The following is a 20,342-nucleotide window of genomic DNA, read 5'->3' on the forward strand; positions in this document are numbered from 1 at the left end:
AGATCAAACAGACCAGCGCCAGGAATATCGCGTTCCTTGTGACCATTCTAAGCATTGATTATTGTCCATCCTTACGGGCGAAAGTAAATGATTTATGCGCGAGGTAGCTGGTAATAACGGGGCTCAGGACGCCGATGATATGGGCCGTCGTGTCCGCGTTCCATGTGTAGTTGATCAGGGGGAAGAACCAGCGGGCCAGACCGACACTGACGAGCCACACCTGCAGCAGTGACACCAGATTGACCAGGCCGAACCGTATGTATTCCTGGCGCACGGAACTGCCCGACTGATCGAAGACGAACAGCTTCATCAAGATATAGGCTGTTGTCATTCCAGCCAGGTAAGCCAGCACGATTGCCGCACTGAACGGCATGATCTGCGACAGGGCAATACGCGAGGCAATATTCACCGCAGCTGCGATACCACCCGAAATGACAAAACGCAGAAATGGCGAGGCGACGATTGCAGTCGCTCGTTCACGCATCAGACGACCGCCTCGGCCATGGACCTGCCAAAGCGGATGCTCTCCGACACACCCCGGTCTTCGGGATAGTAAAAGCATGTGTCGGCAATCTGCAGGCCAGAGATCGGTGTCTGGACCTCCGGCAATTTCTCGTAAAAATTGGGCTCACAGACCGGCTGGGCATACCGAAGACGGCCCACCGTTGCATCGATGAGATCGCTTCCGGTAATGGCCGGATTGATGCGCCGGATGTAGCCGAACGCCTCATCGATGAACTGCTGATCCGTCCACTGCCATTTCGGCTGGCTGGTCGGCATATAGTAGGGCACGTACACAATCGTGTCATCCACCGGACGCAGGTTGGAAAACTCGATGATTCCGGGAATATCAATGTTTTCATCGACGATATTGAGCCAGAAATTCTTCGTGACCGACCGCTTGAGCTTGAACAGCAGGCAGACAACGCCGATGTTGCGGATGGCGTCGTATCGATCCCGCCAGGACTGCGGAAGATCCGGGGCAAGTTTGGACACCAATGGCGTCGGCACCGTAGAAATCACCGCATCGCCGGGGAAAAACCTCCCGCCTGCCGTAACACCAGTGACCTTCCCGTTCTCTGTTTCTATTTTTTCGACCGGCGCCGCGAGATGCAGCCGCCCGCCTTTTGCTTCAAACGCAGATACCAGTGCCTTGACGAGGGTCTCGCTTCCTCCCTCGATATAGCCCAGCTCCTCCTGAAATATCGAACGACGGGAATTGCCGATGCGCTTGATGCGCGTGGCGATCCAGGATGCGGAGATATCGTCCGACAGCTCGTAGAACTTGAGCTGCATCAGGCGGCGCCAAAGCGTCTCATAGACCTCCTTGCCGGACCCGCGCTCGATCCATTGTTTGGCAGTCAATTTTTCAATGCTGTTGAAGACCTTTGCCTTCGTCGTCAAAAACATCTGCACGCCAGTGCGCAACTTCGCAATGAAGCTCAGGTGCGGGAACATCAGCAGTGAAATGGGGCTTCCCCAAGGATGGACCTTGTCTTTCATGTAATAGGCCATGGAGGTTGGCGTCCAGCGCATCTTGTCGCCGATACCGAGCTCGTCCATCAAGGCGAAGGTCGGCTTGTCGGTTTTGCAGACAAAGTGATAGTACCGCTCGATCGACAATCCACCGAAGTCAAAGTGCGCGGCCATGCCGCCCGGTTTGCTGTCCGCCTCGATCAAATCAACTTCATGACCAAGCGTTACGGCCCGGTGCGCTGCGGCAAGCCCCATCGGGCCAGCACCTATGACAATGATCCTGCTCATGTAAAATCCTCAGAAATCCAGAACGATGCCGGAATAGCGGGCATCAAGATATGTTTCTTCCAGCGCGGTGCGCAGCGGCGTTGCTTTGATGCCGAATATTTCCGGCCAATCGATCACCGGAAATGTTTCCGGTATGACCAGCGCTTCGAGCTGCCGGGTGGTGAACGGCGGATTGCTGTTGAACTTGCCGTACACGAACAACAGCGCCCAGAACAGGTGATAGGGCAGATGAACAATCCTGGCTTTCGGCTTAACCGTGTCATGTATCAGTTGGATGAGATCGCCGTAGTGAATCTGCTCCAGGCCCGATATGTCGTAGGTACCTGTCGCGCGGCTGGCCAAACCGGACGCGATGATCGCGGCGAAATCGCCGACATAAAGCGGTTGACGGATAAACTTGCCATCGCCGGGAATGGGAAAGATGGCGGTCCGGTCCATAAACCTGCGCAACCAGCCCAGATGTTTGCGATCGAACCAGCCAAACATCAGCGTCGGGCGCAATATCAGATGCGGAATGTCGCCAACGGTATCGATGAATTTCTCTTGGACGGTTTTGGAGCGCGTATAGAAATCATCGGCCTGCGAGTGCACGACCGAAGAAGAAATCTGCACGAAATAGGGAATGCTGTGCTTTCGCATGGCCGCGACAATGTTTTCAGTGGCCGTGACATTGTTGTCGGTAAACTCCTGTTCATGGAGACCGCCAATCTGCGCTTGATTGAGGACGAGTGCATCGGCGCCGGCCAGCGCATCCATCCAAGGGCCCGGCTTGGCGAGATCGGCTTCGATTGTCTCGATTTCCGGATGCATCCGCCGCAGCAAAGCGGTGTTTGTCGGGTGCTTATCGATCCCAACGATCTTGATATCCGGGTTCGTTTTCAGCCTGGCGATCAGATTCTGACCAACAAGTCCTGCAGCGCCAGTTATGATAATCCGTCGTGTCATATGCTCATCCGATTGAAAATCACCGTCGGCAGATTGCGGATGATCAGCATAATCAAACGCCAGCGGCCGGGGGCGTAGAAAACTGGGCCAGTGCGATCCGCGGCACGCCGTGCCACTCGCGCAATCTGTTCGGGCGTTGCCCATAAGGCGCCTTTGCGGTTCATACCCTCCGTCATGGGCGTGATGGTTGGCCCCGGTTTGACGATGGCAGCGCGTGGACCGCTGCTGGCAAAGCGATGGGAGATACCTTCAACGAGTGTGGCAAGCCCGGCCTTGGCTGCGCCGTAGACATAATTGGCACGTCGCCCCCGATCGCCAGCCACGGATCCCAGAACGACAAGCGAACCCCTCGCCTGTCCTTCAAATACATCGGCGACAGCGAGGCACCATGCGGCAACCGAGTTGAAATTGACCTGCAATATCTCCTCGGCAACGTCCGTGGACTGCTCCGCCTCATCCTGCTCGCCCAGCACGCCATAGGCGATAAGCACATGGTCCACGCCGCCGAGCATTGCACAGAATTGCGCAAGCGCAGAGCGCACATCCTTTGGCGCTGCCAGATCATAAACGGCAGTCTCGGCGCGGACGGCGCCCCTTACCTTCAAGTCCGCGGCGATAGCGTCGAGCTTGGCTTGTTGCCGCCCGACCAGCAACAGGTCGGCACCTTCGCTTGCGTAGAGGCGAGCCGTCGCTTCAGCAATCGCCGACGTTGCTCCCAATATGATGACACGCACGAAATTATTCCTCTTCTTTACTCGCTTATCCGGCGCCAAAAGGCGGACGAGAATGCTGGATCGACATGCTGTGCAAACGTTTCCCAAGCGGGGTAACCGGCGCGAAACATCGCGGCGGAAATGCGCCCGTCCTTCGCGGGGTATAGCCGTCCGCCGGCTTCGCGCACGATGTCATCGAGACGGCTCAATAAATCAAGGGTCAATTGGCCACGATTGGGGAAATCAAGGGCAAGCGTTGTACCAGCCTGTGGAAAGGACAAAAGGCCGGGCGATACCTTCTCACCGAATGTCTTGAGCACCGCAAGGAACGAACCTTCACCCGCCTTCGAGATGGCCTTGAGCATTTCGGTGGTTGCATCTCTTGCCGTGACGGGCGGCACAACCGACTGGTATTGGTACATTCCCCGGCGGCCGTATATCCGGTTCCAATGCCCGATGCTGTCGAGCGGGTAGAAATACGGCAGATAAGGGGTGGTCGCCTTGCCTGCCGCACGGCGGCCCTTGTAAAAATACAGGCTGTTGAACAGGCCGATCGACAGATTGTTCAGGACAAACGACGGCATGGAGAAGGGCACCGTCAACTTCGGCTTCTCCACCCTTGCCAGCTTTGTTCCTCTTGGTGCATGCCGTGCGCGCGTGAACAAGCCTCTTCCGAGAGCGTTTCCCTTTGCCAGACAGTCCACCCACGCCACCGTGTAGTCGGCACTGCCTTCGCTCTCGGCAGCCACGGCAAAGAATTCATCCACATTGGCAAAGGGAAGCGTTTCAACGTCCATGAGTGCACTGGGGATGCGCATCAGCTCAATTTCAGCCCATGTGATCAGTCCCGTCAGCCCAAGCCCCCCGATCGTCGCAGCGAACAATCCGGTTTGATCATCATCTCTCAGCTCGATCTCGGTGCCATCCGACCGAAGCAGCCCGATTCGCCGCACCCATCTGCCGATCGTTCCGGCAAGATGGTGGTTCTTGCCATGAACATCATTTGCAATGGCCCCGCCCAGGGTTACAAAACGCGTTCCCGGGGTGACCGGCAAAAAAAATCCACGACGAACGAACAGGTCGAGGACATCGGCAAAAGAGATTCCGGCTTCTGCACACAACAATCCTGTTGCCGGATCAAACGAAATAATCCGGTCAAGCGCAGTCATGTCGACAAGCGCCCCGCCGGGATTCAGTCCGCTGTCACCGTAAGAGCGGCCAAGGCCTATGGCGAGAAGACTGTGGTCGGCATCACGTGCCTCTGCAATACTGCGAGGCAACTGATCCCGCCAATTCGGCCGGCTGACAAAATGCTGCCCCTGCAGGATTCCACCCCACGAGCGGATATCGTCTGTCGAGACAAATGATCTCATAGAGCAGCCACGAAGAGCACCGCGACTAACAAGCCGAGCACGACACTGGGTTTGTCACGCAAAGCGAAACTGACGGGATCGTCATTCATGCGCCCCCGATGCGCCAGCAGCCAAATCCGGCCGACCCAGATCGCAAGAAAAACGGGAATTCCACCGAGCAGATTCGGATGGGAATAAACCGACCCCGGAAGCATCTCCTCAACGATGAACAGGACCATGACCAACAGGGACGCCACGGCGGACGCTATGCCAAACGCGAGGGTTAGTGGTGCGTCCTCGAGCATATAGCCACGGCTGGCGAGGCTGTGAGACCCTGTGGAAGCGGCACGAATAATTTCCGTATGACGCTTGGCAACCGCCAGAGAGAAGAAGAAGAACACTGAAAAGGTCAAAAGCCAGGCAGATGCAGGCAGCCGAAGCAGCGTGATCCCCATGATGAGACGCGTTGTAAACAAAATGCCGATGACCAGCGTATCAAGAATAGGCACGCGCTTGAGGCCAAAGGAGTACGCAAGCGTCAGCACGAGATAGCTTGCCAATGCGAGGGTAAAATAAGGCGTTAGCAGAAGAGAACCGACAAACGCCACGACGAGACCGATGCAGGCCATCGCCAGGCCCGTGGCGATCGGAAGCCGTCCGCTGGCCAGCGCGCGATTGCGCTTCGACCAATGCTGCCGATCAGCACTGAGATCAGCCAAATCATTCAGAAGATAGGTCGAGGATGTGACAATCAAGAGACAGAAAAGACCCAGAACCGTATCGCGAAGAACGGTGAAATCGCCCCAGGCATGCGCCAGAATGAGCGGAACGAAAATCAGAGCGTTCTTCGACCAGTGATGCACCCGCAGAGCTTTGAGACTATCCTTCAAAGTCAGAGGATGGTTGCTGAATTCCGCTTCAATCGGCTTGCCCAGATCACGCGCTGCCTTTGCGACGCCGGTGGAAACGCCTGCCAGAACTATTCCCGCGGCCAATTTCCACACCGCCAAGTCTGCCCTGCTGTCGCCGACATAGACAAAGCCATCAGGAAAAGTACGCGCCAGATGTTCTGCCTTCACACGCCCCTTCAGATTTGCAGTATCGGAGCCGATGGCGCTCGCAAAAATGCCGATACGCCGCGAAATATTGTCAACCACTGCCTGATTTGCTGCAGAACAGAGATGAATCTCCCGGCCGGCAGCAGCTTGCGCACGCAACCACTTCACAAGGTCCTCGCGAAGCGGCAGGACCGTTGATGCCAGGTCAACCTTTGACGCCAAAGCAGCCTTCAAGGCAGCGCGGCCCCGCAGCATGCTGGGAGCAGCGCGAATAAGCGTCGCGGGTTGGGTGAAAAGAGCTGCGACCACTTGTTCGTGCAGCGTGTCAGTCAGGATAAGTGTCTTATCCAGATCAACGACTATGGGGTACCGCGTCAACTGGACACCGGCGTTCTCTGGAGTGACCTCTCCATTCAATTCGCGATATGCCAATTCCATAACGGGCTATAACTTTCCAAGGTGATGCTGAACTCATAGCCTTCTGGCACAAATGGCTTATCGCCACAAGTCCAGCTTCCTTATGCAATCTGCATCAAGTCAAGCCGATATTGGGTAAACCATAGCCTCCATCAGACAGGAAAAGCAGGTGCCTTCGGCCTCAGGGTTATCGCAATGCGAGACTGGGAAAGGCTTTATTGCGTTCCTTGAAATCGCGCTGACCAATCAAATCACCCGGGCAGGCTCCTCGTTTAAATTCCGGAATCGAAGATCAAAATCACGCGCGATATCGGAAAGCTTCACCTCTGCAAAACGCGACAGGAGCATTTGTTCCGCCGCGTCGAACGCGTCAGTCAAGGCTGCGTTGACCGATTGCTCCACAAGACAATCCGGGTGGTCGATGGCTATGCCGATTGCAAACATTTCCGGTCGCCCCAATGCCTGGTGCACGTCAAGCAGCGATATTTCCTCAAGCGGACGCGCCAGTATCCAGCCCCCACCATGCCCCTTGTCGGAACGGACATAACCGGTATTTCTCAAGCCCGCCATGGTTCGCCGCACCACCACCGGATTGGTGTTCAGCATCTTCGCAATATTGTCGGACGTGATCGAACCGTCATGCCGATCCATATGGATCAAAACATGAAGCATTCTGGACAGGCGGCTGTCATGTCTCATACTGGTCATTCTCCTTCTGCATGCATAGCACACGCAAACGATACGTAATAGAATAAGTTACATGACTATTGACGGAAATTTTCATGTAACTTATGTTGTTATCTAATTCAAACTCCGATGCGATCCAGCATTGGAGATATCCTGCCTCCCGCAGTGAAGGAGCTTCCATGACCTATGATGCCATTGTTATCGGCGGCAGTTTTGCCGGTCTTTCCGCCGCCATCCAGATTGCCCGTGCTCGCCGGCCCGTACTCCTGATTGATGCTGGGCTGCCCCGCAACCGCTTCGCCGACGCATCCCATGGTTTTCTGGGCCAGGACGGGAGGCGGCCCCACGATATCATTGGCGATGCACGGCGGCAGCTTTCCGTCTACCCGACAGTGGAGTTTATCGATAGCGTGGCTGTATCGGCCCGCAAAGCCGGCAACCATTTTACCGTTGCATTGGCCGACGGCACCGAAAAACGGGCCATGCGCCTCATTCTGGCAACCGGCGTGAAAGATGATCTGCCTGCAATCCCTGGCCTGCCTGAGCGATGGGGCCTATCGGTTCTTCACTGCCCCTATTGCCACGGCTATGAAGTGGGCGGCCTGGCACTGGGCGTTCTGGCCAATACACCCCTGTCGGCACATCAAGCACTGCTGATATCCGATTGGGGACCAACCACATACTTCGCTCAAAATACGTTTGAGCCGGATGCGGAGCACCTATCCAGTCTGGCGGAGAGGAACGTACCGATCGAACGGACACCGGTTGTCGAGCTTCTGGGCAACGCACCACGGCTTGAAGCGGTCAGACTCAGTGATGGCAGGGTTGTGCCTGTCGACGCTATTTTCACGGCGCCGAAAACCAGCATGGCCAGCCCGCTGGCGGAACAGCTTGGCTGTGCTTTCGACGATGGTCCGCTTGGTGCATTCATTCGTGTGGACGACTGGATGCAGACAACGGTCAAGGGCGTTTATGCGGCCGGCGATGCCGCCAGTCCCATGGCCAATGCAACAATGGCCGCAGCGGCTGGCGTCAAGCCGGAGTTGGCGCGCATCAGTCGCTCGTCTTCGAAAGATAGAACATATGCGCCTATTGCACCTTATCATGGCGACGGTTTCCGCTTGACTCAGCTGCGCGCGAAGACTCAACTAAGACGAGGAAACCGCTAAGATGGAGCGACGATCATGGATGCCGATGAAGCCATTGCACTGATCTCCGCGTCTGGCATCGAACTCACCGATCGCCGCCGAAATGCCAGCAATGACGGCTGGTCTTTGAGCTTTGCCAACGGATCCGTTGTCGATGTGAAAGACAGCGGTGCGCTGTCCGCATCCGGCAATGGAGCTGCAGAGGTGGCAAGGCTGCTTGACCTGCCCGGACAAGCCTAGAGCTTTGCTGTTTGAACAAAGAAGTCTCTGACGGCTCGGCAGCGTTATTGTTCGGGCGGGGTGTAACCATCGGTCAGCGTATTGAGAAAACTGATGACGTCCTGGATCTCGTCCGGCTTGAGAGCCGGCGCCTCCCCGGCATGACGGTCGAAGGGCGGATCCATGTTCACATTGGCTTTGGCGTCCATCGGCAGATCGTCATATTTGTCAACGCTGCCATCAGACTTGCGTGAATACCAACGCTCTGGCTTGGTTTCGCGCTCGACATAGAACTCCACCGCTTGCTGCAAGGAGTGAAAGACGCCGTTATGAAAGAACGTCTTGCGAAGCGCCACATTGCGCAGTGTGGGCGTGCGGAAAAGACCGCAATAGTCTGTGCGGTTCAAGTAATCCGTCCGGAGCGGACCACAAAGGCCCAGATCGAAATAATGAGGGTCCTTGTTTGCCGGAATCCCGGGATTGCGCGGCGCACCCAGGGCAATCAAACCGTAATCGGTAAATTGCGGCGGCGTCCCGTCATTGCCGCGCTGGCTCACATGGCATGACGCGCAATTGCCCTTCGCGGGCGCATTGAACAGATCCAAGCCGCGGGCTTCCTGTGCGGTCAGCACGGCTTTTCCGGCGAGTACCGCATCGTACTTGCTCGTATAGGGGTAAAAGGTACGGTAGTCCTGTTCGAACACCTCCAGTGCCTTGAGGGCGGTATTGACCAGAACAGACGAGTCTGCCGTGCCTTGCAGACCGGCGACTGCAGCAATCCTGGCGCCATAATCTGCCGCGATCAGCCGCCGGGCAATGTCCTCATCGTTCTTGTTGCCCATTTCGAAGTCGGAAAGCAGCGGAATCCTCGCCTGTTGCTGGCCGTGATCGACCCGGCCATCCCAAGTCAGCCCGCCCGTCGGGCCATTATCGATGCTTTCGTCCGCATCATCTTCCGATTCAAAAAAATGTTCGGTGAAAGGCGGGACAGCCTGCAAATATTTGAGCGATGGCACCGCCCTCACCCCAGGCTGCCGCAGATCGCCGCCGCCAAACTGAACCGCAAGACCATTGGCGGCGGAAAAGCCGTGGGCCGGATCATGGCAGGACGCACAGGAGAGCCTGCCGGAGCCTGACAAGGCAGGATCGAAAAACAAGGCCTGACCGAGCGCGCCAAGTGCTTTCACCTGCTCGCGCACCTGCGCGCGCGACGGTTCCGGCGCGGCTCTGCCTGAACTTTCCGTGACCGCACTATGCGCTGCTGCCGCCGCGCCAATCGTCGCGACGATGCAAAGGATCACCGCCCGGTGCTTTGTGCTTGTGTATCCAAGAGGCTTTATGATTAGCTTCCTCCGTCAGATCCCCGGGCACGTTTGGACGGCTTGTGGGTATGGTGGAGTAAACTTGAAAAGTTATCAACATATAGCCGACAAGGAGACTGCCAGCATGCGGATAAATATGATTGCGACCGCTTCGGTGATCAGTGCCGCCATGGGTGGGCTCTCTCCCGCATCGGCGGCCGGATACAATGACGGTCATTCCAACTCTCTGAACCTGATCGACACCGTGGTGGTGATCTACGCAGAAAACCGCAGTTTTGATAATCTTTATGGCAGTTTCCCTGGAGCAGACGGTCTGCAGGGAGTTTCGGTCGCAGCGCTCACCCAGCTTGACCGCGACAACACTCCGCTACGTGAATTACCGCCTGTTTGGGGCGGATTGACCGCTAAAGGCGTCACTCCACCGGTCACGCAGGCGGAGACCGAGCACCTTGCCAATCACCCCTATCGGGTCGACGATCCCCAGGGGTTCAGTCTCCCCCTCGGCACAATCACCCACGATTTGTGGCACCGGTTCTATCAAAACCAGATGCAGATCAATGGCGGCAAGAACGACAAGTTCGTCGCCTATGCCGATTCCGGCGCAATGGTCATGGGGCTTTGGGACGGTTCGAAGACGGCGATGTGGAAGGTCGCGCAAAAATACACGCTTGCCGATGAATTTTTCATGGGCGGCTTTGGCGGCTCGTTCTTCAATCACCAATGGCTGATATGCGCGTGCGCGCCCTATTACGCCCATGCCGACGCCAGTCCGGCCAAGCCTTCTGTCGCCGTGGTGGAACCCGATGGCGTCTCGTTGACGCTCGCTGCCAATTCGCCCAAATCCGCGATTGACGGCATCCCCAAATTTGCCGGCGATGGCAATCTCACCCCGGACTTCTACGCCGTCAACACCATGCAGCCGCCCTATCAGCCGAGCGGCAACACGCCCGCAAAGAATGCCGATGCGGCGACCGCGGACCCTGCAAACCCGACAACCCTCCCGCCGCAGACCGAACCGACGATCGGCGATATGCTCAGCCTGAAGCATATCAGCTGGGCCTGGTATGGCGGTGCGTGGCAGGATGTGCTGGACCACGGCAACAAAACGCCGGTTCCCAATTTTCAGTACCACCATCAGCCGTTCAACTATTATGCGAATTTTGCGCCGGGAACAGCGGCGCGCGCCGAGCATCTGCTCGATGGCGGCTTGGCCGGATCGCAATTCATCAAGGCAATCGATACTGGTACGCTGCCGCAAGTTGCCTTCTACAAACCGCAGGGTGATCTGAACGAGCATTCCGGCTATGCGGATATCGAGGCGGGCGATGCGCATATTGCCGACCTCATCGGTCATCTGGAAACAAGCCCGCAATGGTCGCATATGCTGGTCATCGTCACCTATGATGAAAACGGCGGCATATGGGACCACGCCGCACCGCCGAAAGGCGATCGCTGGGGACCTGGCAGCCGTATCCCGGCCATCATTGTCTCGCCGTTCGCCCGTCGCGGTTTCGTTGATCACACGCCAATGGACACAACCTCAATTCTACGCTTCCTGACCAAGCGTTTCGAATTGCCGACATTGCATGGGATCACGGTCCGTGATGATGCGGTTGCCTCCTACAATCAGCCGCCATTGGGCGACCTGACCAGTGCACTCGACATGACAAACAGCCAGTAAGGCCCTGGAAAGAGACTCAGCCCTGCTGGCTCATGCTGTATTTTATCTGGCGCATCTGGGTGATGACACGCTCCATTTCCTCGTCTGACAGGATCGGCGGTTCACCCAAAGTGAGTGCCTGGACATAGATGCGCGACAGGGTTTCGACTTCGATTGCAAGCCAAAGGGCGGATTCAAGCGTCACCCCCAGGGATATCTGACCATGCTGGCTGAGCAGGCATGCCAGCCTGTCCTCCAGCGCGACGATCGCGTTGTCGGACAGTGCCTGCGTTCCAAAAGTGGCGTAGGGTGCGCAACGGATCGTCGTTCCCCCGGCAATCCCGGTCATGTAATGGAAGCTTGGGATTGCCTTGTTATGGCACGCAAGCGTTGTCGCATAGACCGAGTGACAATGCAGAACCACATTGATATCGGAACGCTTCTGCAGGATATCGCGGTGAAAGCGCCATTCGGACGACGGCGGCCGCCCGACATAACTGCCATCGAAGTGCATCTCGACGAGATCGTCCGGCTGCATGGACTCATAAGGCAAAGACGACGGTGTCACCAGAAACCCGCGCTCCGTGCGCACGGAGAGATTTCCCGACGTTCCCTGATTGATGCCGCTCGAGTTCATTGAGCGGCACGTCGCCACCATTTCCCGGCGAAGATCGATGGTATCTTGTACTGGTGTGATCATTCACGCATCTTCCCGCTGCTCAGGGTCCCTCGACGGATTTATCACCGCCTGCTTTGCGGAAACAAGGCGCTAAGACCTTCCGCCGAGGCTTGGGCAACGCCACGTTCGGTAATCAACCCGGTTATGAGGCGTGCCGGGGTCACATCAAAGGCCGGATTGGCGGTCGGGCTGCCCGTCGGGGAAATCTGTACGGAGGCGATTTTACCGTCGGCTGCCAGTCCCTGCACGTGAGACACTTCCGCACCGGCGCGTTCTTCAATCGGAATCTCGCTGATCCCGTCATGGACAGTCCAATCGATTGTCGGGGAAGGCAAGGCCACATAGAAGGGAACGTTGTTGTCCCTGGCCGCCAGGGCTTTCAGATAAGTGCCGATCTTGTTGCACACATCGCCGTTGGCTGTCGTCCGATCGGTACCGACAATAACCATGTCCACCTGACCATGCTGCATCAGATGTCCGCCCGCATTGTCGACGATCAGCGTATGCGGCACACCGTGCCCGTTCAGCTCCCATGCCGTCAGTTGCGCGCCTTGGTTGCGTGGACGTGTCTCATCAACATAGACGTGAACGTTAATCCCCTCCTCCGCTGCAACATAGATAGGAGCGGTTGCTGTGCCGTAGTCGACGGTTGCGAGCCAGCCTGCATTGCAATGGGTGAGAATATTGACCGGCTCCCCCGGCTTTTTCCTTGCGGCAATATCGCGAATGATTTCGAGGCCGTGCAACCCGATCTGACGATTGAGCTGTACGTCTTCCTCGGCAATGTCAGCCGCCCGGCGATAGGCCGCCGCCATGCGGTCCTTTTCCGGCAGCGGCAGCAGATATTGGCGCATCGTATCGAGCGCCCAGCGGAGATTGATTGCCGTTGGCCGGGTTTCATGCAGCTTGTCCCACACATCGTGCAGCGCGGCATCGGAGGGATCATCAGCCATGGCGATCGCAACGCCATAGGCCGCCGTCACCCCGATCAATGGTGCGCCGCGCACCCACATATCGCGGATGGCAATGGCGACATCATCGACCGTTTTCAGTGTCACCACCTTGAATTCATGGGGTAGCCAGCGCTGATCGATGATATCGACCGAGCGACCATCATTGTTGAGCCAGATGGTGTGATAGTGACGGTCTGCGACTTTCACAGGGTAATCTCCTTTTCAAGCCGTTCAACCAAACCGTTGATTTCAGCCAAACTATGGATATGGCGCCGGTTGCAGGCCAGATGACGGCCGAGCTTAAGCGCCTTGGATTCGCATCGCGCTCTCAGGTCCGGATCCTCGATCAGTTCAAAATCGGCATTGTGGGCAAGGCCGAGAATGCGCCGGTGCATTTCAATTCCGGCGAACCCCAGCATGTCCTGCCAGATGTCATGCAACACCTGGTCTAGTGCCTGTTCGGCGCCGAGGCTGTCATCCTGATCCTCGAACAAGGTGCGTTGATACAAGATGCCGTTGCGTTCGGTACGCCAGAGGTGGGAGAACTCGGAACGGAACGTTTCCCAAATCGTCTCAATGGCTTCAAGCAGGTAACGCCGCATATCGCGACGGTTGTCATCCTGCTCGTGGCCACTCTGCGCCAGATAATTCATCCAGAAATTGGCTAGCAGCATACCGACATCAAAGGCGATGGGCCCGTAAAACGCAAATTCCGGGTCGATGACCCGCGTCTCGGCCGGTGTGACCATCACCGACCCGGTGTGCAGGTCACCGTGCAGCAGGGTCTCGGCCTTCGTGGCGAACAGGTGCTTGAGTCGCTGCGCTTCCACCTTGAGGTCACGGTCGGCGCGCAGTGCAGCGACAAGCCCGTCCAGTTGCGGTGCGGTATGCCGGTTCAATGGGGCGTTGAAATAGGGATCCGAAAAAACCAGGCTCTCGGTGATGTCGCAGAGTTCGACGTTGTCGGCAAAGAGCGCAACGTCCGCCTTGCGCGTCGCCGCTTTCATTGAAAAATCTGAGCCACGGAACAGGGTACGGGCGAGAAACAGACCAAGATCACGGGCCGCATTGGGATACTGGTTACCTTCAATCAGCCCTCGCCGCAAAATGATATGGGGTGACAGGAATTCCATAACGATGATGGCCTGCTCACCGTCGAAATGGAAAACTTCAGGCACCCTGCCCGGGTCACGGGCCGCCTGTCGTGTCAATGCATGGTATTCGAAGAATGAACGTTTCAACGGCAATGGCCAGCTCTCGCCGACCAGCCGCACATAGGGCAGTGCCTGTTTGACAATTGCACTGCCCGCGCTGCCTTCGACAATGAAGACCAGGTTTAAATTGCCGTCGCCGACTTCACGGACCTTCCAACTCTTCCGGTCTTCACCGAGCCGTTGCAGCAGCATGGTATTTTGACCGAGACGAAGCGGCAGTGTTTCCACATTCAGGGCCTCAAACACAGGCATTTCGATATTCCTCCCTGCAGACAAGGACCGTTTCTCAGCTTTATGTGCCCTTGTCCTCCATTTGTTAAGGCAGCAAACTGGCAAATGTCAATGGCCTTGACATTTGATGATGTGGCGTCCTAGCATGCTCGCAAGGGGAGGAGCAGATGGTCGAGGAAACCGTCTTCCGTATTGAAAAATTGCGCAAATCATTTGGTTCAATCCAGGTACTGGATGGGATCGATCTGGAATTGCGCGCAGGAACTGTCACAGTCCTGATGGGTGCCAACGGCGCTGGCAAATCCACGCTTGTCCGGATTGTCAGCGGTGTATATGCGCGAACATCGGGAGCAATCAGCCTCGATGGCCGGGAGTTTTCGCCGGCCTCGCCCGCGGAAGCCATTCGTGCAGGCGTTGTAACGGTTCACCAGAATATCAATGATGGCGTCGTAGCCGATCTGGACGTTGCAACGAACCTGACACTGGATCGATTGAACGGGCGCGGGGCACGGGCAATTTTCAACCCGCGGCGCGTACGGCGGGAGGCGGCAGTCGTCGCCGAGCGCATGGGGCTGCATATCGATCTTGGTGCGATTGTTGCCGATCTGCCGCTGGCGGAACGGCAGATGGTCGCCATTGCCCGGGCCATGGCGCATGAGCCGAAGGTGCTCATTCTCGATGAGCCGACATCGTCCCTGTCGAGCGCGGAAGCAGAACGGCTGTTTCAGGTGATCGATCGTTTGCGCGCCCGCGGTGTGGCAATCCTGTACATATCCCACCGCATGTCCGATATACGCCGGCTGGCAGACATTATTGTAACATTACGTGACGGCCGGATCAGCGGTGTTTTTGATGGCCCCGAGCTGGACTACGGCGGTGCAGTCAACGCCATGCTCGGTCAAAAGATCAGCCTCGGCAACGTCGTCACAAGAGATGCCAGCGCACCGGTTCTGCAGATCGAAAACCTGCGTATTGCTCCGGGAAGCCGGCCATTCTCGCTCACGCTGGGCGACGGCGAGATCGTCGCTGTCACCGGTCTCGTCGGCGTCGGCAAGACGGCCCTTGCCGAGACGCTTTTCGGCGTCCGAAGGCCGATATCGGGCAGCATGCGTCTGGACGGGCGACCCTATGCGCCCCGCACAACCAGACAAGCCATCAATCAGGGTGTTTTCCTTGTCGCCAAGGACCGCGCAGACAGCGGTATCGTGCCGGATTTCAATATATACGAGAATATCAGCCTGCCTTTTCTCAAACGCAGCAGCTTCTTTTCAGTTTCCAACCGGCGGCGGGAAAGGAACAGAGCCCGCGAGCAAATCGCATCGCTCGGCGTCGTCTGCCGCACCGAACGGGACGAAATGGACACGCTGTCCGGCGGCAACCAGCAGAAAGTCATGGTTGCCCGCTGGTTGAGCGAGGCATCTCGCATGCTCATCCTCGATGAACCGTTTCAGGGCGTCGATATCGCCGCAAGACGGGATATCGGCTCGAAGCTTCGCGCCTCCGCCGATGGGCGTGCGACCCTGGTCTTCCTGACCGAGATCGACGAAGCCTTCGAAATTGCGGACCGGATTGTCGTCATGTCGGAACACACACTCGTCGGCGAGCATCGCAACGCCGATGTCAACATCGATAAGCTGCTGGCAGAAATCGCCGGCCAGCACAGAATGGTCATTTGAATGAATACCAATACACCACCGACCTCCGCTATTGCCCCCGCTTCAAAGCACGGGACGAAAAACAACGCCCTGCCTGTCCGCGATCTGGCAATCAAATACGGTTTTCTGTCTCTGCTTGCCGGTCTGATCATCTATTTCTGTATCGTGACCAACGGGTTTGCGTCGCCGCAAAGCGCGGTGTTCATCCTCCAGTCCGTCTCCATCACCGGCATATTGGCGCTAGGCGTTACGGCAACGCTGGTCGTTGGCGGTTTCGACCTTTCAATCGGATCTGTGGCGACCACCGCCATGATGGCATCGTCCTACGTCATGGTGGTGATGGGCGGAGACGCGCTGACCGCGACGCTCGTCTGTCTTGCCATCGGCATCATCGTTGGGCTGATCAATGGTATATTGATTGTCTATATGCGGGTCCCCGATCTCCTCGCGACCCTGGGCATGATGTTCCTGCTGGTCGGGCTTCAGCGCATTCCAACCGAAGGACGCTCGATCGCCACGGGAATGACCTTACCGGACGGCAGCGTCGCCAATGGCACGTTCAGCCCGGTTTTCCTCGCGCTGGGCCGTCACCGCTTCGATTTCATCCTGCCAAACCTCCTGCCGGTATCGGTCGTCGTGTTGATCGTCCTGGCCGTGCTGATCTGGTTTTTCCTCGAATACACCCGCTTCGGACGCATGATGTATGCCGTTGGCTCGAACGAGCGCGCGGCCGAACTCGCCGGCGCTCCGGTTAAAGCATACAAGATCAGCGCCTATATCATATCGGGCGTTTTTGCTTCCGTTGGCGGCATATTGCTCGCTGCGCGTCTTGGCCGGGGCGACATCGCATCGGGCAATAATCTGCTGCTGGATTCCGTCGCCGCGGCATTGATCGGCTTTGCCGTGCTGGGCGCGGCAAAACCCAATGCATTCGGCACCGGTATCGGTGCGCTGTTTGTCGGCGTGCTGCTGCAGGGGCTGACCATGATGAACGCCCCCTACTATACGCAGGATTTCGTCAAGGGCGCGGTGCTGGTGGTCGCACTGGTGTTTACATTTGCACTCTCCAAAAGAGGCAAACGCTGAGCGGGCGGATGCCCCGAGGCAATTGGGACAAGTATAAAAAATCAAAAATGGAGGAAATGAAATGAAGGTGACGCGGAGAATTTTTGCCAAGCTCGGGTTCGGCTTGCTTGGTGCGACCATGTTGGGCGGCGCTGCATTTGCCGATAGCATGCCCGCTCCGTTTGATAATCCCGGCAAGGTCAAGATTGCCCTGGTGCGATACCTTTCGACGGGTGACTTCTTCCAGTCCTATCTTTCCGGCGTCGAGGCGCAGGCAAAGGCGCTTGGCGTCGATCTTCGCGTGCTGGACAGCCGGCAGGATGCTGCCTTGCAGTCCGACATGGTTGACCAGGCGATTGCCCTCGGTGTCAATGGGATCATCATCCAGCACGGCCTGACGGAGTCCATGAAGGATGCTGCGCAACGCGCCGTGGACGCGGGGATCAAGGTCGTCGCGTTCGACGTGAATGTCGGCAACGACAAGATACCGCAAATCGAACAGTCCGATCGCGACCTTGCCCGGCTGGCCCTGGAGCAGGCCGTCAAGGACAATGGCGACAGCTGGAAAGCCGGTTATGTCTATGTCGCAGGGATCGCGCCTCTCGACCGTCGCGACGAGACCTGGAAGGAATTCAAGAAGAAATATTCCGGCATTCATGAAGCCGCCATGTTCGGAACGATGGACAATCCGATCGCCAATTCAGTAGCCAATCAGGCGCGCTCGGTCATCTCCGCCAATCCGGACATTACCGTGATGTTTGCGCCCTATGACGAGTTCGCCAAGGGCGTGAAAATTGCCGTTGACGAGGCCGGGCTTTCCTCCAGTGTCAAAATCTACTCGGCAGATATTTCGACATCAGACATCGCGGCAATGCGTGAACCGGCCAGTGCCTGGACAGCGACCGCTGCGACCAATCCGGCCGTTGTCGGCCAGGTTTCGGTGCGCGCGCTGGCCATGCTGCTTGCCGGTCAGGATCCCGGTCACAACGTCATTGTGCCCCCGACACTGATCACACAAAGCCAGCTCAACAGCGCCGATATCAAGAACATGGAAGAACTGGCGGCCAAATTGCCGCAATTCGCCCATGCGGATGTCGCGGTGCCGGCATGGATGCCGCTTCCCAAGGGGAAATAACAAACGAAAAAGGCGGCCCGAAAGGCCGCCTTTTTGTTGTGTACCAGCACGTCCCGATCAGCGCAGAGCCGCTGCGATATTCCCGCCATCAACGGTCGTCACATCGGCAGTTGTCCGCTCCGCCAGTGCATGGTGCAAAAACGCCTGAGCTACGTCATCGGCGGTGACTTCCAGCCCGAGCAAATTGCCCGCCATGTATTCGCTGGTCGAAAGCCCGCGGGACGCCGAACGGTTCGCAATCATCTCGTCGTTCAACAGGCCGGACCGGATGCGGTCTGCATTGACCGCGTTGGAGCGTATGCCGTCTGCACCATGTTCCAAGGCATACTGGCGCGACAGGAAGAGGGTCGCAGCCTTGGGCAGGCCATAGGCACCAAATTTGGCACCCGGATTGACCGCCTGCTTGCTGGCATTGAACAGAAGAGCGCCGCCGGTCCGCTGTTGTTTCATGATGCGTACGGCACATTGCGCCACGGTCTGGTGCGCGAAAAAGTTGAGTTCGAAACTCTTGCGCAGCAAATCGTCGTCAAGGGTTGCAATCGGGCTTTCCCATGCGGCCCCCGCATTGGAAACAACGATATCGACGCCGCCATAGGCAGCAACGACAGCCTCGAACGCCGCACGGACGGACGCGGGATCAGTCACATCGCAGGCCAGGCCGATGGAATCATTGCCGGCGGACCGGGCAACGGCCTCCGCCTTGGCCGCGTCGAGATCCAGCACGGCAACGTGAGCGCCCTGCAGGGCGAACAGCCTGGCCGTCGCGGCCCCGATGGCACCCGCCCCACCCGTCACCAAGGCCACCTGGCCCGTGAGCGGCTTTGCCTTCGCGCTGGCAAGCTTGGCCTGCTCCAGCGACCAGTATTCCAGGTCAAACAGATCGGGCCGGCTCACCGGTTCGAACCGCCCGATGGACTCCGCATCCCGCGCTGCCTCGATCCACATCTCACCGACATCCGCGGCAATTCTGGCATCCTTGAGCGTACGGCCGTGTCCGAACATGCCGAGGCCTGGCACCAGCGTCAGCCGGGGCATCGGATCGAGCATGATCCGCTTTCCGCTGCTGCGCTTATCATTCGTTGTGAAATAGTCGGTATAATCCGCCATATAAGCCGCAACGGCGCGTTCCACCGCCGCCTTGAACGCATCGAGATCACCGCCATCAGGCGCTGGCAGCACCATCGGACCCGTCTTGATCCGTATGGACAAGTCAGGGGTCGACACGCCGCGCTGCGCCATCTCGTGAACAGTAGTCGCATTGACAAACTCGAGGATCGCCGGCGACGAGCGGAATTCGCTGACCATGCGATCAAACTTGCCTTCGCCCCGATTGACGGCGACGGCACCGCGCACGATAGCAGCGATATCACCGGGTTTGGCCAGCGTTTTCGGCAATGCCGCCGGTGTGAACGGGTTCCGCCCCTTGTCGCGTACATAGGTCTCGACGAGCGAGACATAATGAATCATGCGGTCGTAGGCTTCCCGAGCCGTCGCGCCAAACGTGAAAATGCCGTGCTTGTCGAGAATGAGACCGTCAACGGTGGGATCCGCGTCAAAAACCTCGGCCGCCCGCTTTGCCAGATCAAAACCGGGCATCACATAGGGCACGAAGCCCATTTTGCTGCCAAAGATTTTCTCACTGAGGGCCCGGCTCTCCGCCTGGTCAGCGATAGCGAGAATTGCCGTCGAGTGGGTGTGATCCACAAATTTATGCGGGATGAAGGCATGCAGCAGCGCCTCCACCGAAGGATTTGGCGAAGCCGGATCAATCAGATTTGCCCGTTGCAGGGTGACCATATCCTCGTCCGACAATTTGCTCAGCTTGCGGGCCTTGAGCAGAGGGGCGATCTTGACGGCCGGCAGGCCGGCGGGCTCGATGACACCCATGTCCCAGCCGCTCCCCTTCACGCAGAGCACATCCCACTCGTCACCAATCAGATCCTTGACCGTGGTTTTGACGGAGGTGTTTCCGCCGCCGTGCAACACCAGCTGCGGCACGCTGCCGAGAAGCCGCGTGGTATAGGTTCTCAATGCGAGATCGCGGTTGATACCCTTGGCGGCATAGACCGCCACCATGTCTTCCGCCTCTTTGTCATTCCACAAATTTTTCATGCGAACTCCTCCC

The 20,342-nt window shown here is 57.6% G+C and carries 17 protein-coding genes and 1 pseudogene; 6 read left to right on the forward strand and 12 right to left on the reverse strand.

Annotation, left to right across the window (positions count from 1 at the left end; all coding sequences use genetic code 11):
- Positions 1–58 precede the first annotated feature (58 nt).
- From ACIQWS_RS18885 to ACIQWS_RS18915, 7 genes are all read right to left on the reverse strand, one after another.
- The gene (locus tag ACIQWS_RS18885; RefSeq protein WP_223614249.1) at positions 59–484 is read right to left on the reverse strand and encodes a GtrA family protein; all 426 of its coding nucleotides are present in this window, start codon (positions 482–484) and stop codon (positions 59–61) included.
- Positions 484–1,764, reverse strand: a complete 1,281-nt coding sequence (locus ACIQWS_RS18890; protein WP_403182867.1) for an NAD(P)/FAD-dependent oxidoreductase — start codon at positions 1,762–1,764, stop codon at positions 484–486. Before ACIQWS_RS18890 ends, ACIQWS_RS18885 begins: the two co-directional genes overlap by 1 nt.
- 9 nt (positions 1,765–1,773) lie before the next feature.
- Positions 1,774–2,709 (reverse strand): NAD-dependent epimerase/dehydratase family protein, encoded by a 936-nt coding sequence (locus ACIQWS_RS18895; RefSeq protein ID WP_403182871.1) that lies wholly within the window; start codon positions 2,707–2,709, stop codon positions 1,774–1,776.
- Complete coding sequence (locus ACIQWS_RS18900; protein WP_403182876.1) at positions 2,706–3,443, reverse strand: SDR family NAD(P)-dependent oxidoreductase; 738 nt, start codon at positions 3,441–3,443, stop codon at positions 2,706–2,708. Before ACIQWS_RS18900 ends, ACIQWS_RS18895 begins: the two co-directional genes overlap by 4 nt.
- A gap of 17 nt (positions 3,444–3,460) precedes the next feature.
- A complete protein-coding gene (locus ACIQWS_RS18905) occupies positions 3,461–4,795 on the reverse strand; it encodes an FAD-dependent oxidoreductase (RefSeq protein ID WP_403182881.1) in 1,335 nt (444 codons plus the stop codon).
- Entirely contained in the window at positions 4,792–6,270 is a 1,479-nt protein-coding gene (locus tag ACIQWS_RS18910) for a UbiA family prenyltransferase (RefSeq protein WP_403182884.1), read from the reverse strand. The genes ACIQWS_RS18905 and ACIQWS_RS18910 overlap by 4 nt, the downstream gene beginning before the upstream one ends.
- 225 nt (positions 6,271–6,495) lie before the next feature.
- On the reverse strand, positions 6,496–6,948 hold the full coding sequence (locus tag ACIQWS_RS18915; protein WP_403183639.1) for an Rrf2 family transcriptional regulator: 453 nt from the start codon (positions 6,946–6,948) through the stop codon (positions 6,496–6,498).
- Between the two features lie 167 nt (positions 6,949–7,115).
- Between ACIQWS_RS18915 and ACIQWS_RS18920 the strand changes: the two are divergent.
- Together ACIQWS_RS18920 and ACIQWS_RS18925 are read left to right on the forward strand one after the other, a co-directional pair.
- Positions 7,116–8,014, forward strand: a pseudogene (locus ACIQWS_RS18920) (NAD(P)/FAD-dependent oxidoreductase).
- Between the two features lie 106 nt (positions 8,015–8,120).
- Positions 8,121–8,324 carry a hypothetical protein gene (locus tag ACIQWS_RS18925; RefSeq protein WP_403182888.1) on the forward strand — a complete coding sequence of 68 codons (204 nt, stop codon included), beginning with the start codon at positions 8,121–8,123 and terminating at the stop codon, positions 8,322–8,324.
- Between the two features lie 44 nt (positions 8,325–8,368).
- On the opposite strand, the gene ACIQWS_RS18930 is transcribed toward ACIQWS_RS18925, so the two are convergent.
- Positions 8,369–9,604, reverse strand: a complete 1,236-nt coding sequence (locus ACIQWS_RS18930) for a cytochrome-c peroxidase (protein WP_403182891.1) — start codon at positions 9,602–9,604, stop codon at positions 8,369–8,371.
- Positions 9,605–9,749: 145 nt separating this feature from the next.
- Between ACIQWS_RS18930 and ACIQWS_RS18935 the strand changes: the two genes are divergently transcribed.
- Entirely contained in the window at positions 9,750–11,306 is a 1,557-nt protein-coding gene (locus tag ACIQWS_RS18935) for an acid phosphatase (protein ID WP_403182894.1), read from the forward strand.
- A gap of 16 nt (positions 11,307–11,322) precedes the next feature.
- Here ACIQWS_RS18935 and ACIQWS_RS18940 read toward each other — a convergent pair whose 3' ends face one another.
- From ACIQWS_RS18940 to mtnK, 3 genes are read right to left on the reverse strand one after another with little or no spacing between them, the layout of a single operon-like run.
- Positions 11,323–11,985: a class II aldolase/adducin family protein gene (locus ACIQWS_RS18940; RefSeq protein WP_403182897.1), complete on the reverse strand. Its 663-nt coding sequence runs from the start codon at positions 11,983–11,985 to the stop codon at positions 11,323–11,325.
- Positions 11,986–12,026: 41 nt separating this feature from the next.
- Positions 12,027–13,124, reverse strand: a complete 1,098-nt coding sequence (mtnA, locus tag ACIQWS_RS18945) for an S-methyl-5-thioribose-1-phosphate isomerase (RefSeq protein ID WP_403182902.1) — start codon at positions 13,122–13,124, stop codon at positions 12,027–12,029.
- Positions 13,121–14,389: an S-methyl-5-thioribose kinase gene (gene mtnK / locus ACIQWS_RS18950; protein WP_403183641.1), complete on the reverse strand. Its 1,269-nt coding sequence runs from the start codon at positions 14,387–14,389 to the stop codon at positions 13,121–13,123. The genes mtnA and mtnK overlap by 4 nt, the downstream gene beginning before the upstream one ends.
- Before the next feature lie 140 nt (positions 14,390–14,529).
- On the opposite strand from mtnK, the gene ACIQWS_RS18955 reads away from it, so the two are divergent.
- The 3 genes from ACIQWS_RS18955 (at position 14,530) to ACIQWS_RS18965 (ending at position 18,217) form a co-directional block, all read left to right on the forward strand.
- Positions 14,530–16,038, forward strand: a complete 1,509-nt coding sequence (locus ACIQWS_RS18955) for a sugar ABC transporter ATP-binding protein (RefSeq protein ID WP_403182905.1) — start codon at positions 14,530–14,532, stop codon at positions 16,036–16,038.
- 69 nt (positions 16,039–16,107) lie between these two features.
- A complete protein-coding gene (locus ACIQWS_RS18960; RefSeq protein WP_165401922.1) occupies positions 16,108–17,103 on the forward strand; it encodes an ABC transporter permease in 996 nt (331 codons plus the stop codon).
- A 61-nt stretch (positions 17,104–17,164) separates the two neighbouring features.
- A complete protein-coding gene (locus ACIQWS_RS18965) occupies positions 17,165–18,217 on the forward strand; it encodes a substrate-binding domain-containing protein (protein WP_403182908.1) in 1,053 nt (350 codons plus the stop codon).
- A gap of 57 nt (positions 18,218–18,274) precedes the next feature.
- On the opposite strand, the gene ACIQWS_RS18970 is transcribed toward ACIQWS_RS18965, so the two are convergent.
- Positions 18,275–20,329, reverse strand: coding sequence for a bifunctional aldolase/short-chain dehydrogenase (locus tag ACIQWS_RS18970; RefSeq protein WP_403182911.1), 2,055 nt, complete (start codon positions 20,327–20,329; stop codon positions 18,275–18,277).
- Positions 20,330–20,342 lie beyond the last annotated feature (13 nt).

The organism is Phyllobacterium sp. NPDC097923, assembly GCF_044760925.1.
Lineage (GTDB): Bacteria > Pseudomonadota > Alphaproteobacteria > Rhizobiales > Rhizobiaceae > Phyllobacterium > Phyllobacterium calauticae.